At 71.1% G+C, this 14,116-nt stretch carries 15 protein-coding genes; 14 read left to right on the top strand and 1 reads right to left on the bottom strand.

What is annotated here, in order from left to right:
• Nucleotides 1-103: 103 nt before the first annotated feature.
• The 10 genes from MKK64_RS14165 (at nt 104) to MKK64_RS14120 (ending at nt 10,946) form a co-directional block, all read left to right on the top strand.
• On the top strand, nt 104-1,327 hold the full coding sequence (locus MKK64_RS14165) for an ATPase (RefSeq protein WP_147726976.1): 1,224 nt from the start codon (nt 104-106) through the stop codon (nt 1,325-1,327).
• Nucleotides 1,324-1,974, top strand: coding sequence for a hypothetical protein (locus MKK64_RS14160; protein WP_147726975.1), 651 nt, complete (start codon nt 1,324-1,326; stop codon nt 1,972-1,974). The genes MKK64_RS14165 and MKK64_RS14160 overlap by 4 nt, the downstream gene beginning before the upstream one ends.
• 120 nt (nt 1,975-2,094) lie before the next feature.
• A complete protein-coding gene (locus MKK64_RS14155) occupies nt 2,095-4,848 on the top strand; it encodes a hybrid sensor histidine kinase/response regulator (RefSeq protein ID WP_243935537.1) in 2,754 nt (917 codons plus the stop codon).
• Between the two features lie 89 nt (nt 4,849-4,937).
• Nucleotides 4,938-5,420 carry a chemotaxis protein CheW gene (locus MKK64_RS14150; RefSeq protein ID WP_147726973.1) on the top strand — a complete coding sequence of 161 codons (483 nt, stop codon included), beginning with the start codon at nt 4,938-4,940 and terminating at the stop codon, nt 5,418-5,420.
• Between the two features lie 43 nt (nt 5,421-5,463).
• Entirely contained in the window at nt 5,464-5,856 is a 393-nt protein-coding gene (locus tag MKK64_RS14145; RefSeq protein WP_147726982.1) for a response regulator, read from the top strand.
• 100 nt (nt 5,857-5,956) lie between these two features.
• A complete protein-coding gene (locus MKK64_RS14140; RefSeq protein WP_409567951.1) occupies nt 5,957-7,126 on the top strand; it encodes a chemotaxis response regulator protein-glutamate methylesterase in 1,170 nt (389 codons plus the stop codon).
• Complete coding sequence (locus tag MKK64_RS14135; RefSeq protein ID WP_243935536.1) at nt 7,123-7,998, top strand: CheR family methyltransferase; 876 nt, start codon at nt 7,123-7,125, stop codon at nt 7,996-7,998. The genes MKK64_RS14140 and MKK64_RS14135 overlap by 4 nt, the downstream gene beginning before the upstream one ends.
• Before the next feature lie 174 nt (nt 7,999-8,172).
• Nucleotides 8,173-8,811: a hypothetical protein gene (locus MKK64_RS14130; protein ID WP_243935534.1), complete on the top strand. Its 639-nt coding sequence runs from the start codon at nt 8,173-8,175 to the stop codon at nt 8,809-8,811.
• 157 nt (nt 8,812-8,968) lie between these two features.
• A complete protein-coding gene (locus tag MKK64_RS14125) occupies nt 8,969-9,970 on the top strand; it encodes an asparaginase (protein WP_243935533.1) in 1,002 nt (333 codons plus the stop codon).
• An 82-nt stretch (nt 9,971-10,052) separates the two neighbouring features.
• The gene (locus tag MKK64_RS14120) at nt 10,053-10,946 is read left to right on the top strand and encodes a 3'(2'),5'-bisphosphate nucleotidase CysQ (protein ID WP_409567950.1); all 894 of its coding nucleotides are present in this window, start codon (nt 10,053-10,055) and stop codon (nt 10,944-10,946) included.
• On the opposite strand, the gene MKK64_RS14115 is transcribed toward MKK64_RS14120, so the two are convergent.
• Nucleotides 10,924-11,376, bottom strand: a complete 453-nt coding sequence (locus MKK64_RS14115) for a YHS domain-containing (seleno)protein (protein ID WP_243935531.1) — start codon at nt 11,374-11,376, stop codon at nt 10,924-10,926. The two genes, MKK64_RS14120 and MKK64_RS14115, sit on opposite strands and share 23 nt — an antisense overlap.
• A 172-nt stretch (nt 11,377-11,548) precedes the next feature.
• On the opposite strand from MKK64_RS14115, the gene MKK64_RS14110 reads away from it, so the two are divergent.
• The 4 genes from MKK64_RS14110 to lptM all read left to right on the top strand — a co-directional run bounded on the left by MKK64_RS14110 (nt 11,549) and on the right by lptM (nt 13,995).
• Nucleotides 11,549-12,205 (top strand): DUF1134 domain-containing protein, encoded by a 657-nt coding sequence (locus MKK64_RS14110; RefSeq protein ID WP_243935530.1) that lies wholly within the window; start codon nt 11,549-11,551, stop codon nt 12,203-12,205.
• 199 nt (nt 12,206-12,404) lie between these two features.
• Nucleotides 12,405-13,106 (top strand): hypothetical protein, encoded by a 702-nt coding sequence (locus MKK64_RS14105; RefSeq protein WP_243935529.1) that lies wholly within the window; start codon nt 12,405-12,407, stop codon nt 13,104-13,106.
• A gap of 130 nt (nt 13,107-13,236) precedes the next feature.
• A complete protein-coding gene (locus MKK64_RS14100) occupies nt 13,237-13,503 on the top strand; it encodes a 3',5'-cyclic-nucleotide phosphodiesterase (RefSeq protein ID WP_147729929.1) in 267 nt (88 codons plus the stop codon).
• 132 nt (nt 13,504-13,635) lie between these two features.
• Nucleotides 13,636-13,995: an LPS translocon maturation chaperone LptM gene (lptM, locus tag MKK64_RS14095; protein WP_147841207.1), complete on the top strand. Its 360-nt coding sequence runs from the start codon at nt 13,636-13,638 to the stop codon at nt 13,993-13,995.
• Nucleotides 13,996-14,116: the final 121 nt, after the last annotated feature.

The following is a 14,116-nucleotide window of genomic DNA, read 5'->3' as shown; positions in this document are numbered from 1 at the left end:
CGCCATGCGGCCCAAATTCGGCACAATGCCCGCTTAGCGAAAACGATTAACGAACGGTTACGCTCAACCGCGCGTCGCATACGATCCGAGCTTAGAGAGCCCCATGCGAAAGATGCCCCCGAGCCGGGAGGTCCAGCGCGAGCGCCGTGCCTGGGCTATCGAGTCCGACAGGTGGACGCACGAGCGCCATGTCGAGAAGGGCTATCGCATCAAGTGGGGCTACGTCGCGATCGCCTATCTCGTCGAGTTCATGGTCATCGGCGCCTCGCTCTGGGGCGCCTGGCTGTTCGCGGCGGTCTACAGCGACGGCGACAACCACGCCTTCTACTTCATGCTGCTGGCGCCGCTGGTCTACGCCGCGGTCGAGCTGTGCCGCGTGCCGCTGGGCATCCTGGCGCGGACGCAGCGCTCGTACTTTATTCGCGCGCTCGCGGTCGTCGGCATCATCTTCGCCGCCGGCGTGACGACGAAGTCGGTCTCGCAGCTCGGCGAGATGATGTTCCATCCCCGCCTGATGGAGGCCTCCAAGACCAAGACCGCGCTCAAGGACGCGCAGGCCGACCGGAGCACCATCGACAACCGCATCGCCTCGGCCGACGCCCGGGTCGCGCAGTACACGACCGAGCTCGACCAGATCGAGAAGCGCGCCGCCGACAACGCGGCGCAGCTCTCGGCGCTGCCGGCGCAGCGCTGCGAGAAGGTGTTCGGCACCAACAGCCGCGGCGTGCGCTACCAGAACCTGAAATGCGTCACCGACCCGCGCACCGCCACGCTCTCGTCGAGCGTCGCCAAGGCCTCGGCCGATCGCGGCGTGCTGACCAAAGACCTGGAAGAAGCGCGCAAGGCCCGTGCGCAGCTCGACCGCGGCGCCGCCGAGCGCAAGGTCGCAGACGCCGAGCAGGCCTACCGCAACGCCGTGAACCGCTCGCAGCTGCACTCCTTCACGGCGATGGTCTACGGCGTCGATCCGATCGACGTGTCCGAGCAGCAGGTGCACGCCTTCCTGCGCATCTTCGTGTTCCTGCCGGCCCTCTGCGCCGCCTTCGCCTCGACGATCCTGGCGCTCTGCGCTGTCTCGGTGCGCAAGACCTTCATGGACGAGGACGACCTCGGCGCTGCCGTGAACCCGGAGGCGACGCCCTACATGCTGGAATCGATCACCGAGGCGCTGAAGCAGAACCTCGAGCCGGTGCTGCCGCGGCAGAACCGTGAGGCGGCGACGGGCGCGGTGATCCCGATCAACCGCCCGGCCACGGGGATCGCCCCGGGGATCGCGGCCGCGAACCAGCCGAACCTTCCGGCCGCCAGCGCGGGAGCGGGCGCATGAGCTATGTCGCGCAGGGGTCGCCGGAGAACATCGCGCTCGCGCAGCAGGTCAACGGCCGGCTGCGGGCGGAATCCCGCATCGTCTTCGCCCGCGCCTTCCTGTTCCGGGCGGCCGGCGCGGGGATCTTCACCGCGCTGGCCGGCATCGGCATCGGCGCGGCGGCCTACGGCTGGGCCACAATGAACCAGTTCGACACCGCCGCCGAGAAGATAGCCGCCGCGATGCAGGCGGCGCTCTCCGACGTGACGCTCAAGACCAAGGGCGAGGTGACGCTGACCGACAACGTGCTGAAGCTCGAAGGCGGCCTGCCGAAGGCCGCTGGCGCCCCGACGCCGACGAAGGCGCAACTCGGGGCCGACGCGGCGCCGGCTTCGAAGGCGATCGTCAACACAACCTTCACCGTGTTCAAGCAGGTGCCCTATCTCGACGGGCAGATCGTGACCGGCTGGAACTTCAAGGACAGCGCCGACCAGCCCTACCAGCAGTACTGCTATTTCTCCCGGCGGTCCAACGAGTCGAAGGGCCAGGTGGAGATCAAGATCGATCTCGCGATGGACGGTAAAACCCTGCCGCAACCGCAAAAATCGGACGTGAATCTTGCGATCCTCGCCTCGAACTGCGTCTGGCACGATGGCAAGTCGCTGTAACGCAGGCCGACACGACGCCATCGCACGAAAAAACGGGTCCGAGGAAACGCTTCCCTAACCGCTCGCGCGCCAGGATGCGTCCGCACGAACGTGCGTGCAGACGTGATCCGAGTACCGCCGATGGACGACCTTCTGCGCGAGTTTCTGACTGAGAGCGGCGAGCATCTCGACACCGTCGACACGGAACTCGTCCGGTTCGAGCAGGATCCGAACAACGAGACGATCCTCCGGAATATCTTCCGCCTCGTGCACACCATCAAGGGAACCTGCGGCTTCCTCGGCCTGCCGCGGCTGGAAGCACTGGCGCATGCCGCCGAGACCCTGATGGGTCGCTTCCGCGACGGTCTCGCGGTGACCAGCCCGGCCGTCAGCCTGATCCTCGCGACGCTCGATCGCCTGAAGCTCATCCTCGCCGACCTCGAAGCCACCGGGACCGAGCCCGCGGGCAGCGACGCAGACCTGATCGAGGCGCTGGAGCGCATGTCGCTCGGCACGCCCGAGGCCGCCGCAGCTCCCGAGCCCAAGATCGCCGAGGCCAAGCTCCCGGAGCTTAAGATTCCGGAGCCGAAGCTGCCCGAGATCGTCGTGCGCGAGAGCAAGCCCGGCGAGGTCTCGCTCGAGGACCTCGAAGCCGCGTTCCTCGCGGCCCCCGGCCCCGACGATGCCCCCTCCGCCTGGATGCCCGAGCCGGCGCCGATCGCTCAGGCGCCGGTCGCCCCGGCTCCGATCGCACAGGCACCGGCGGCCCCCTTGCAGGAAGCTCCGGCCCCGCTCGCGAAGGCCCCGGTGTCGGGCGATGCGCCGGCCGAGGCCCCCGAGGGCGGCCTGGCCAAGATGCAGACCATCCGGGTGAACGTCGACACCCTCGAGCACCTCATGACGATGGTGTCCGAGCTGGTGCTGACCCGCAACCAGCTCCTCGAGATCGCGCGCAAGCACGAGGATTCGAGCTACAAGGTCCCGCTGCAGCGGCTCTCCCACGTCACGGCCGAGCTGCAGGAGGGCGTCATGAAGACGCGCATGCAGCCGATCGGCAACGCCTGGCAGAAGCTGCCGCGGGTGGTGCGCGACCTGTCGAGCGAGCTCGGCAAGCAGATCGACCTGGTGATGCTCGGCGCCGAGACCGAGCTCGACCGGCAGGTCCTCGAGGTCATCAAGGACCCGCTGACCCACATGGTCCGGAACTCGGCCGACCACGGCCTCGAATCGACCATGCAGCGGATCTCGGCCGGCAAGCCGGCCCGCGGCTCGATCCGCCTCTCGGCCTACCACGAGGGCGGGACCATCACGATCGAGATCGCCGACGACGGCAAGGGCCTCGATCTCGTCGCGATCCGCAAGAAGGCCGTGGAGCGCGGGATCGCGACCCAGGCCGACGTCGAGCGCATGACCGACGCGCAGGTCGCCAAGTTCATCTTCGACGCCGGGTTCTCCACCGCGGCCGCCGTCACCTCCGTGTCCGGCCGCGGCGTCGGCATGGACGTGGTGAAGACCAACATCGAGACCATCGGCGGCGTGATCGACATCGCCACGCAGAAGGGCGTCGGCACCACCTTCACCATCAAGATCCCGCTGACGCTGGCGATCGTCGCCGCCCTCATCGTCCGGGCCGGCGAGAGCCGCTTCGCGGTGCCGCAGCTCGCGGTGCTCGAGCTGGTGCGGGTCGACGCCACCGCGCCGCAGCGGATCGAGCGCATCAACGATGCGCCGGTGCTGCGCCTTCGCGAGCGGCTGCTGCCGATCGTGACCCTCAAGGGCCTGCTCGGCCAGGACGACACCGGGACCGAGACCGGCTTCGTGGTGGTGGCCCAGGTCGGGCGCCAGCGCTTCGGCATCCTCGTCGACGAGGTCTTCCATACGGAGGAGATCGTCGTGAAGCCGATGTCCTCGAAGCTGCGCCACATCCCGCTGTTCGCCGGCAACACCATCCTCGGCGACGGCGCCGTGGTGCTGATCGTCGACCCGAACGGCATCGCGCGGCAGGTCAGCCAGGGCGCGCAGGGCGGCGGCCCGATCGAGGCCGAGGCCGAGGCGGCCGAGCTCGGCGACCCGAAGACCACGCTCCTCGTGTTCAAGGGCGGCGCCGGCAGCTTCAAGGCGGTTCCGCTGTCGCTCGTCACGCGGCTGGAGGAGATCGACGCCGGCAAGGTCGAGTGGCTCGGCGGGCGTCCGCTGATCCAGTATCGCGGCCGGCTGATGCCGCTGGTCCCGGCCGACGAGGCCATCGCGATCCGCACCGAGGGGACGCAGGCGCTGGTGGTGTTCTCCGACGGCGACCGGGCGATGGGCCTCGTGGTCGACGAGATCGTCGACATCGTCGAGGAGCGCCTCGACATCGAGATCGCGGCCGAGCGTTCGGACCTGATCGGGTCGGCGGTGCTGCGCGGCCGCGCCACCGACATCATCAACATCGCCCACTTCCTGCCGCTGGCCTACGACGACTGGGCGCGCGGCGCGAAGGCGGCCTCGGCGAAGACCGCCACGCTGCTGCTCGTGGACGATTCGGCCTTCTTCCGCGACATGCTGAGCCCGGTGTTGAAGGCCGCCGGCTACCGCGTCGTCACGGCGCCCGGTGCCGAGGAGGCGCTCGCCATCCTCCAGGCGGATGGGCGGATCAGCATCGTGGTGACCGACCTGGAGATGCCGGGCCGCAGCGGCTTCGATCTCGTCGGCGCGATGCGGGCGGGCGACCCGCGGGTCGCCGGTCTGCCCGTGATCGGCCTCACCGGCACCATCGGGGCCGATGCGGTCGAGCGGGCCCGCACCCTCGCGATCAGCGACCTCGTGGCGAAGTTCGACCGCAGCGGCCTCGTCGCGGCGCTCGCCGAGCTCGATGCCGCGCCGAACGCGGCGCTCCGCGCCCACGCCGCCTGAGACCGGCCCGTCCCGACGGTGCCGCGCCGATCCCGGCGCGAACCGACCATCCTGGTTTGACGGCGCCGCGACGCCGGGGAGACACCACCATGCAGGCTGCCAACAGCAACGCCACGGAGGCGGGAACGACCCAGGACTTCGTGACCGTCTTCGTCGGCGACACGATGTTCGGGCTCGCCATCGACCGGGTGCACGACGTGTTCATCCCGGCCGGCGTCACGCCGGTGCCGTTGAGCCCGCCCGAGATCGTCGGCCTGCTGAACCTGCGCGGACGCGTCGTCACCGCGATCTGCCTGCGCCGCCGGCTCGGCCTTCCGGCGGCCGAAGGTGCGGCGCGCATGGCGATCGGCCTTGAGCAGGGCGGCGAGACCTTCGCCCTCGTGGTCGACGGCGTCGGCGAGGTGCTGAAGCTCGGTGTCGAGACGCACGAGCCGGTGCCGATCAACCTGGATGCCCGCTGGCGCGACCTCGCCCTCGGCGTCCATCGCCTCGACGGCCGGCTGCTCGTCATCCTCGACGTCAACGCGCTGCTGGTCTTCGCGTCCGAACGCGCCGGCGCGACCGCAGCGTGACGTCGCCGACAGCAAAGAGCCGAGAGGGCAAGACGCCGTGACCATCGCTTCAGCCGAAACCCGCACCTGCCTCGTGGTCGACGATTCCGCCGTGATCCGGAAGGTGGCGCGACGGATCATCGAGACGCTCGGCTTCGACGTCTCGGAAGCCGAGGACGGCAGCGACGCCCTGCTGCGCTGCGCCGAGGCGATGCCCCAGGTCATCCTGCTCGACTGGAACATGCCGAACATGGACGGCTACGCCTTCCTCCAGGCCCTGCGCCAGCGGCCCGACGGCAACGGCCCGAAGATCCTGTTCTGCACGACCGAGAATGACGTCGGCGCCATCGCCCGGGCCCTCCGGGCGGGCGCGGACGAGTACATCATGAAGCCGTTCGACCGCGACATCCTGACGGCCAAGCTCGAGCAGGTCGGCGTCGTCCAGGCCGCGGCCTGACGCAGGCCCGATCCGGCTGCCCACGTCGGCTCGGTCGAGCCGGCTGGACCGCGACGTCGAACGACCCCCACTCCCCCATCGTCATTGGGATGCCGAACCCATGCTGGCCGCCAACCCGAGCCTCGCGCCCAAGCCGTGGGCGACCGTGTCCGTGCCGATCAAGGTGCTGATCGCCGACGACTCGGCCGTGGTGCGCGGGCTCGTCGCGCGCTGGATCGGCGAGGCCGGCTTCACCGTCGTCGGCACCGCCTCGAACGGCCGCATCGCCGTGGAGATGATGACGCGGCACGATCCGGACGTGGTGCTGCTCGACATCGACATGCCCGAGCTCGACGGCACCGAGGCGCTGCCGCGCATGCTCGCGGCCAGCCCGACCGTGCAGGTCGTGATGATGTCGACGCTGACGACGCGCAACGCCGACATCTCGCTCAGGTGCCTCGCCCTCGGCGCGGTCGATTATCTCGCCAAGCCCGAGAGCAACCGCGGCGTCACCACCTCCGACGCCTTCCGCGCCGACCTCGTGGAGCGGGTGCGGCTGTTTGGCGCTGCCCGCGCCCGCCGCCGCGGCCCGGCGCCGGCCCCGATCGCGCCCGGCGCCGCCCCCTCGCCGATGCCGGCCCCGTCGGCGCCGCGCCCGAGCGCCCCGGTCACCCTGCGCCCGAAGGCCCGCACCGGCCTAACCCCCCGCGTCCTTCTCGTCGGCGCCTCGACCGGCGGCCCCCGGGCGGTCGGCGAGATGCTCGAGAAGATCGGCGCGGCGACGCTGCGCCGGCTGCCGATCCTGATCGTCCAGCACATGCCGCCGATCTTCACCGCGGTCTTCGCCGAGCACCTCGCCACCCGCACCGGACTCGTCGCGGCCGAGGGTAAGGCCGACGAACGGCTCAAGCCCGGGCGGATCTACGTCGCGCCGGGCGGGCGCCACATGGGCCTGACGGGGGGGGCCGGCCGAGAGCCGGTGATCCGCCTCGACGACGGACCACCGGTGAACTTCTGCCGGCCGGCCGTCGACGTCCTGTTCAAGGACGCCGCCGCCCTGTTCGGGGGCGCCACCCTCTCCGTCGTGCTCACCGGCATGGGCTCGGACGGCACCCACGGCGCCCGCGCGCTGTGCGAGGCCGGCGGCGCCGTGCTCGCACAGGACGAGGCGACGAGCACCGTCTGGGGCATGCCCGGCAGCATCGCCAAGGCGGGGCTGGCCCAGGCCATCCTGCCGCTTCCCGAGATCGGCCCTGCGCTGCGCGCCATGATCACGGGACAGGCGGCATGACCGAGCTCGAATTCGATTTCCTGCGCGCCTACCTCAAGCAGCGCTCCGGCCTCGCGCTCACCCCCGAGAAGCGCTACCTCGTCGAGAGCCGGCTCACCCCCGTCTGCCGCCGCTTCGGCCTCGCCACGCTGCGCGACCTCGTCGGCACCTTGAAGATCTCGCGCGATTCGTCGATCGAGAAGGCGGTCGTCGAAGCGATGACCACCAACGAGACCTTCTTCTTCCGCGATCGGACGCCGTTCGATCTGTTCCGCGACGTGCTGCTGCCTCAGGCGATGGCGCGCCGTGCCGGCCAGCGCCGGCTGCGCATCTGGTGCGCGGCGGCCTCGACCGGCCAGGAGCCGTATTCGCTCGCGATCCTGCTGCAGGAAGCTGGCGCCAAGCTTGCCGGCTGGCAGGTCGAGATCGTCGCGACGGACCTGTCCACCGAGGTGATCGAGAAGGGCAAGCTCGGGCTCTACAGCCATTTCGAGGTGCAGCGCGGGCTGCCCGTGCAGTGGCTGCTGAAGTACTTCACCCAGATCGGCGAGCAGTGGCAGATCGCCCCGGCCCTGCGCGCGATGATCGATTACCGGCCGCTCAATTTGCTCAACGGCTTCGAGGCGCTCGGCTGCTTCGACGTGATCTACTGCCGCAACGTGCTGATCTACTTCGATACGCCGACCAAGGCCGACATCCTCGGGCGGCTCGCCGAACGGCTTGCACCGGAAGGCGCGCTTCTTCTCGGCGCGGCCGAGACGGTGATCGGCCTCACCGACCGGCTGAGCCCGAACCCGCAGCACCGCGGCCTCTACGGCGTGGCGCAACCGGCCCTGCGCACGGCGCCTCCGCTCCCCGCCGCGTTCCCGCAATTGCGGGTCGCCGCCCGCTGACTCGGGCGAGCATCACAGTACGATTTACGCTGCGGGAAGAGGGGGGAACGACCGCTGGGCGCTGCTGGAAACATACCGAAACATTAAGGCGAACAGATCCTTAACCGCGGCGTGGGCACTTTGCACACGGACCCGCGGCCGGGCGTTTCCGGCAGCTTCACGGGAAAGCCGCCCATGAGTTCGATCTCCAGCACCACCGCCTCGCAGATCCAGGCGCCGCAGCGCCCGGCGCACGCCCACAAGAACCGGGTCGCCTCCGAGATCGACAGCGAGGCCTCGGCCGGCGCCATCTCCGCGACCGACGCCACCGCGCTCACCAGCGCCCTCGACTCGATCGACGCCAGCCTCAAGTCCGGCGAAACCGCGAACGGTGCCGCGTCGGCATCGTCGAGCACCGCCGCCGCGTCGCGGCTCGACCCCTCCCAGATCAAGAGCCGGATCGACGGCCTGATCGCCGACCAGGTCACCAACGGAACGCTGACCAGCGACCAAGCGGCGACGTTGACGTCGCTGTTCGCCAAGGGAGGCGCGAAGGGCGAGGCAAAGGATGGCGGGGTCGGCGGTGCGGGCGGCCCGCCCCCTGGACCGCCCCTCGGCGCGGCGCCGGACGGCAACGACCTGTCCGATGCGTCGAGCACGGATCCCGACGCCTCGGCCTCGGGCAGCACCAGCACCGCGTCGACGAGCGATCTGCTGGCGAGCTTCATCAAGCAGCTCCAATCGACGCAGGCGAGCGCGACCGGCTACGCGTCGAGCGGGTCTTTCAGCACGAGCAGCAACGCCTCGGCCCTCGTGTTCGACTTCCGCAGCTGAGCCGCCTCGACGCGCGCGGTGTCGCCATCCTCGGGGCGAGCGAGCCGGCACCGCGTCCTCGCCCGGCACATCGTCCGTCCCCGGCGATGCCGCGAGACAACCGCCGGCCTCAGCGGGTAGGACGCGGTCTCGACGCGAAGCGAGCAGGAGACATTCGATGACGGCAAGGCCGAAGGTCGCGTTCATCGGCACCGGCGGGACGATCTCGTCGCTCGGTCGCGATCCCCTCGACATCCTCGACTACACCGCGACCGGGAACCGCCTGGAGGCGCAGGCGATCCTCGATGCCGTGCCGGAGGTGCGCGCGGTCGCCGAGATGGTGCCGGTCGCCTTCCGCGCCGTGCCGAGCCCGGCGATCGGCTTCGCGGAATGGCGCGACCTGGCGACGACCTGCGAACGCCTCGTCGCGGAGCATCGCGACCTCGCCGGCATCGTCATCGGGCACGGCACCGCCACCCTCGAGGAGACCGCCTACGCCCTGAGCCTGACGCTCACCGTCGACGTCCCGGTGGTGCTCGTCGGGTCGCAGCGGCCGATGAGCGCCCTGTCGAGCGATGCCGGGCTCAACCTCGTCGCGGCGATCCGCACGGCGGCGTCGGCGCAGTCCCGCGGGCGCGGCGTCCTCGTCGTCCTAAACGACGAGATCCAGGCGGCACGCGAGGTGACCAAGACCTCGGTCGCCCGGCTTCAGACCTTCCGGACGCCGGATTTCGGGGTGCTCGGCCACGTCGACGGCGCCTCGGTGCAGTACTACCGCCGCTCGGAGCGGAGCCACGCTCCGGGAACGCCCTTCGACATCCGCGCGCTCGATGCGCTGCCGCGGGTCGACGTGTCCTACGGCTATGCCGACGCGGACGGCACGGCGGTGCGGGCCTTCCTCGCGGCCGGAGCGCAGGGCATCGTCTCGGCGGGGCTGGCGCCGGGCATGACGCCGCCGCGCGAAGCCGACGCCCTCGAGCAGGCGGCCGCCGCCGGGATCGTCGTGGTGCAGTCGACCCGGGCGGGCAGCGGCGTCGTCCCGCTCACCACCCGCCTGAGGGAGCGCGGCATCCTCAGCGCCGACAACCTGACGCCGCAGAAGGCCCGCATCCTGCTCGCGCTCGCCCTGACGGTGACGCGCGAGCCCGCGGAGATCGCGCGGATGTTCGCCACCTACTGAGACGCGTCGGGACGGGCCGAACCCGATTTCGGCCTCCGCCATCGACAAGGATCGGTGGGTGGAGCAAGACGGTGCCATGACAATGGCGGCATCATCCATCGTCTCCCTCTCCGGGCCGGAACGCGAGCGCATCGCCGCGTACCTGGCCGAGATCGCCTGCGCCGCCGGCGAGATCCTGCTCGGCCACCACGGCAACGACTGCCCGCACGTGCTCAAGGTGGACGGCTCGCCCTCGAGCCATGCCGACCTCGAGGCCGAGCAGCTGATCCTGGCCAAGCTCCTGGAACGGTTTCCGGCGATCCCGGTGGTGGCCGAGGAGACCTGCCACGACGTGCCGCCCGCCGACCGGTTCTTCCTGGTCGACCCCCTGGACGGCACCCGCGACTTCCTCGCCGGCAGCCCGGAATTCGCCGTATGCATCGCCCTGATCGAGGGCAACCGCCCGGTCGCCGCGGCGCTGGCCGCGCCGGGCGTCGGCCGCGTCTGGCACGCGGGCGTCGCCGCGCACGAGGCGCCGATCGAGGCCGGCCGCCCCGGGCCCTCTCGCGCCGTCCGAACCCGGCCCGAGCCGCGGGACGGGCTGACCGCGCTCGGCAGCCGGCGCCACGGCGATTCCGAGACCGAGGCCTGCCTCGACGCGCTCGGCGTGACATCGCGCCGCGCGGCCGGCTCGGCCCTCAAGTTCGCGCTGATCGCCTCGGGCGAGGCCGACCTCTACGTCCGCTGCGGACCGACCATGGAATGGGACACCGCGGCCGGCGACCACATCCTGACCTCCGCCGGTGGCCGTGTCGTCACCCCCACCGGCCGGCCGATCATCTATGGCCGGCACGCGATGGCCTATCGCAACGGCCCGTTCGCGGCTCTGGGCGATCCGGCGCTCGCCGCCCGGGTCGCGCTTCCCGATCGCGGGCCGATCCTGCGGCCGCGGGAGGGCGCAGCGGTGACGCGGCTCACTCCCGTCCTCCGTCCGTGAGCGGCTGCAGGCTCGGCCAGGACGCCTCCGCCCGCTCCGCCAGCGTGGGGTCCGCCAGCACCCGATCCCGTCGCTCGGCGTTGCGGAACAGGTAAAGGCGCTCCTCGATCACCGCGAAGACCAGCGGATCGGCGTCGACCAGCCGTCCGTCGAGGATGCCGACGACGTCGTATCCGCCCAGCCGCGGCGTGTAGACCGTAGGGTCGCGCAGGTAGGCGGCGCGGTTGGCGGCACCGGCGAAGCGCCAGGTCCTGCCGCCGCCGGAAGCCTCGAACGCGGACGAGCCCGCCCGCGGGCCCTTCGGCAGGAAGTAGCTCACCGGGTCGAAGCCCGAGAGCGCGAGCGGGCCGGCGACGGGCGTCTGTCCGATCGCCGGCTCCGCGAGGCCCGCCAGGACGAGGATGGCGCAGTCACGCCGCGTTAACCACATCGTGTCCACCTGTCCCCTAGCTCGCGCCCGGATCGACCGCCGTGCGCTCCGGCGGCAGGTCTGCCGCATGTCCTTGGGGGCGGACGCAAGGCATCGTCCAGGTGCGCATCCAAGTCCAGGCGCGCGATCGCGTCCCATGACGGCGCCGCCTTCAGCGGATCGAGGAGGAACCATGACCACACCCGATTCCCCCCGCACGGCCACCCTGCGGCAGGACGCGCCGACACGCCGCCGCGCCCTGGCCGGCCTGAGCTCGGCCGGGCTCCTCGCCTTGTCGGCGGCCGCGTTCGGCGTTTCCGCGAGCGTGCCGGCCTCCGCCCGCGGCGTCGAGGATCCCGGCGCGCCGGAGACCTTCCGGCCACGCGAGATCGTCGATTCCGGCCACAAGTTCTTCGGCAGCGTCTCGCGCGGGCTGGCGCTCACGGTGCAGGAGGCGACCAAGCGCTGGGGCGAGCCCAACGGCTACATTCTCGGCCAGGAAGCCTCCGGCGCCATCGTCGGCGGCGTCCGGTACGGCGAGGGCACGCTCTACACCCGCAATGCGGGCCAGCGCCGGATCTACTGGCAGGGCCCGACCCTCGGCTTCGACATCGGCGGCGACGGCGACCGCACCATGATGCTGGTCTACAACCTGCCGGCGGTGAATGGGATCTACCGCCGCTTCGGCGGGGTCGACGGCTCGGCCTACTTCGTCGGCGGCTTCGGCATGACGGCGGTGACCAACGACGGCATCGTCGTGGTTCCGATCCGGACCGGCGTCGGCGCCCGCCTCGGCATCAACGTCGGCTATCTGAAGTTCACCGGCACGCCGACCTGGAATCCGTTCTGACGCGGCCGAATCGCGACTTCGCGCCCGCGCGCAAAACCGGTTAGACTGCGCGTCAGCTTCGGCCGGGCATGCTCGGCCCACGGGCACGGCATCCGGGTTCAGCCCCGGTGTCCGGGCTCGTTCTGCGTGTGGTCGCATCGTCGCACGAGCGGGCAGGGTCCGGTCTTGCGGCGGCGCTCAAGGGATCGAGTTCGCCCGCGTGATCGAAACCGTGATGGTCTTCGCCCTCGGCTTCCTGGTGGCGATCCTGTGCGCGCTGCTGGCGCTGCCCGCAGTGAACGCGCGCGCCGCCCGCCTGGCGCGGCGCCGGACGGAGGCGCAGCTGCCGCTGTCCGTCGGAGAGATCGCCGCCGAGAAGGATTTTCTGCGCGCCGAGTTCGCGGTGCGGCAGCGGCGGATGGAGCGTGCCGTCGAGGACGCGCGCACCAAGCGCCAGGCCGACATGGCGGCCCTCGGCAACCGCACCATGGAGGCGGCCGCCCTCGCGCGCGACGTCGCCGCGCGCGACGCCGAGATCGCCGAGGCGCTGGCGCTTCGCGGTCGTCTCGAGAACGAGCTTTCGACCGCGCAGGCCGACGGCTCGTCGAGCCTCGCGACCCTGCTCTCCCTGGAAGAGGCGCATGCCGACCTCCTGGACAGCCTGCTCGCCGCGCGGAACGCCCTCGGCACGGTCGAGGACGTCCCATCCGATGCCGGCGCGGCGGAGAGCGAGGGCAGCGTGCGCGAAAAGCTCGCGGCCACCGAGGCGGCGCTCGCCAAGGCCGTGTCCGACCGCGGGGAGGCGGTCGAGCGCGAGAATGCGGACCTTCGCCGGCGCATCACCGAGGTGGCCGACACCCTGACGCAGCGCGAGCGCCTACCGCCGGTGGCGGCCTACGCGATGCGTGCCTCCTCGCACTGAGCGGCCGTCGAGCCACCAAAATCCTAGGGTTGCGGTTGCGAAACCGCGCCGCGATGCCTTGTTTCCACCACGCGATGGCATCATCGCACCGCCATCCCCCCTCTCGATCCGACAGATGGAACGACGCCCCATGGCCTTGAAGCTCATGTCCCTCGCCCTCGCGCTCGGCCTGGCCGTGTCGTTCTCCGCACCGGCCTCGGCGGCGCCCGAGACCAAGCGCGGCAACGAGACCCTGAAGAAGTACTGCACCGGCGATTACCTGAACTATTGCGGCAACCTCGCCCCCGAGGACCCGAAGCTCGATGCCTGCTTCGAGAAGAACTGGAAGTCGCTCTCCGAGAATTGCCGCCGGGCGATCGACGCCTACGAGGCGACCAACGGCGACAAGAAGGGCTGAACCGCCCGCTCGACCGAGCCGGTTCGGAGCGAAGCTGTGGCGCGCGAACGCTCGCCTCGCGTTCCGGCAACGGCTAAGGTGCGATCCTCCCTCGGGAGGACCGCCCCAGAAGTGCCCGCCGGACCCTCCGCGATGCCGCCCACCCGCGTCCTGACGTTGACTCTCGCCACAGGCCTCGCCGCGCTCGCGCTGGCAGGGTGCGGCCGCCGCGGAGCCCTCGAGCCGCCGGGCGCCTCGGCGACGACGCCGCAACGGAGTGCAGCCCAAGGCACCCCCACGGCGACGGCCGGACCCCGGACCCTTCCGCAGAGCACCGGCCTCGGCGGCGGCACGCCGGAGCCCGATCCGTCCGCGGTCCGCGACGGCGACGAGCTGCCGCCCTCCGCGCTCGCCCCGGCCTCCGGCACGGAGGCGCCGGTCGAGACCGGCCGCGGGGCCAAGCGCGGCTATCGCATCCCGAAGGATCCCTTCATCCTCGATCCGCTGCTGTAGCGCGCCGCTCCCGCGCCGGATCGCACGGCGCCCTCGTCTTCCACCCTGCTCTCCCGCCCCGGGGGAGGCTTCCCCGCGGACGGGATCTCGAGCCGAACGGCGGATCTCGACGCTTCCCGTA

Origin of the sequence: Methylobacterium sp. E-025 (assembly GCF_022829705.1) — a bacterium.
Classification (GTDB): Bacteria; Pseudomonadota; Alphaproteobacteria; order Rhizobiales; family Beijerinckiaceae; genus Methylobacterium.
Note: the sequence above shows the minus strand (reverse complement) of the source record. Positions and strands in the feature narration are given on the sequence as shown.

Coding starts and splice junctions, on each gene's coding strand:
- MKK64_RS14165 (WP_147726976.1), top strand. CDS start 104: ATGCGAAAGATGCCCCCGAGCCGGGAGGTCCAGCGCGAGCGCCGTGCC.
- MKK64_RS14100 (WP_147729929.1), top strand. CDS start 13,237: ATGGCCTTGAAGCTCATGTCCCTCGCCCTCGCGCTCGGCCTGGCCGTG.
- MKK64_RS14115 (WP_243935531.1), bottom strand. CDS start 11,376: ATGTGGTTAACGCGGCGTGACTGCGCCATCCTCGTCCTGGCGGGCCTC.
- lptM (WP_147841207.1), top strand. CDS start 13,636: ATGCCGCCCACCCGCGTCCTGACGTTGACTCTCGCCACAGGCCTCGCC.
- MKK64_RS14140 (WP_409567951.1), top strand. CDS start 5,957: ATGCTGGCCGCCAACCCGAGCCTCGCGCCCAAGCCGTGGGCGACCGTG.
- MKK64_RS14135 (WP_243935536.1), top strand. CDS start 7,123: ATGACCGAGCTCGAATTCGATTTCCTGCGCGCCTACCTCAAGCAGCGC.
- MKK64_RS14150 (WP_147726973.1), top strand. CDS start 4,938: ATGCAGGCTGCCAACAGCAACGCCACGGAGGCGGGAACGACCCAGGAC.
- MKK64_RS14125 (WP_243935533.1), top strand. CDS start 8,969: ATGACGGCAAGGCCGAAGGTCGCGTTCATCGGCACCGGCGGGACGATC.
- MKK64_RS14130 (WP_243935534.1), top strand. CDS start 8,173: ATGAGTTCGATCTCCAGCACCACCGCCTCGCAGATCCAGGCGCCGCAG.
- MKK64_RS14120 (WP_409567950.1), top strand. CDS start 10,053: ATGGCGGCATCATCCATCGTCTCCCTCTCCGGGCCGGAACGCGAGCGC.
- MKK64_RS14155 (WP_243935537.1), top strand. CDS start 2,095: ATGGACGACCTTCTGCGCGAGTTTCTGACTGAGAGCGGCGAGCATCTC.
- MKK64_RS14110 (WP_243935530.1), top strand. CDS start 11,549: ATGACCACACCCGATTCCCCCCGCACGGCCACCCTGCGGCAGGACGCG.
- MKK64_RS14160 (WP_147726975.1), top strand. CDS start 1,324: ATGAGCTATGTCGCGCAGGGGTCGCCGGAGAACATCGCGCTCGCGCAG.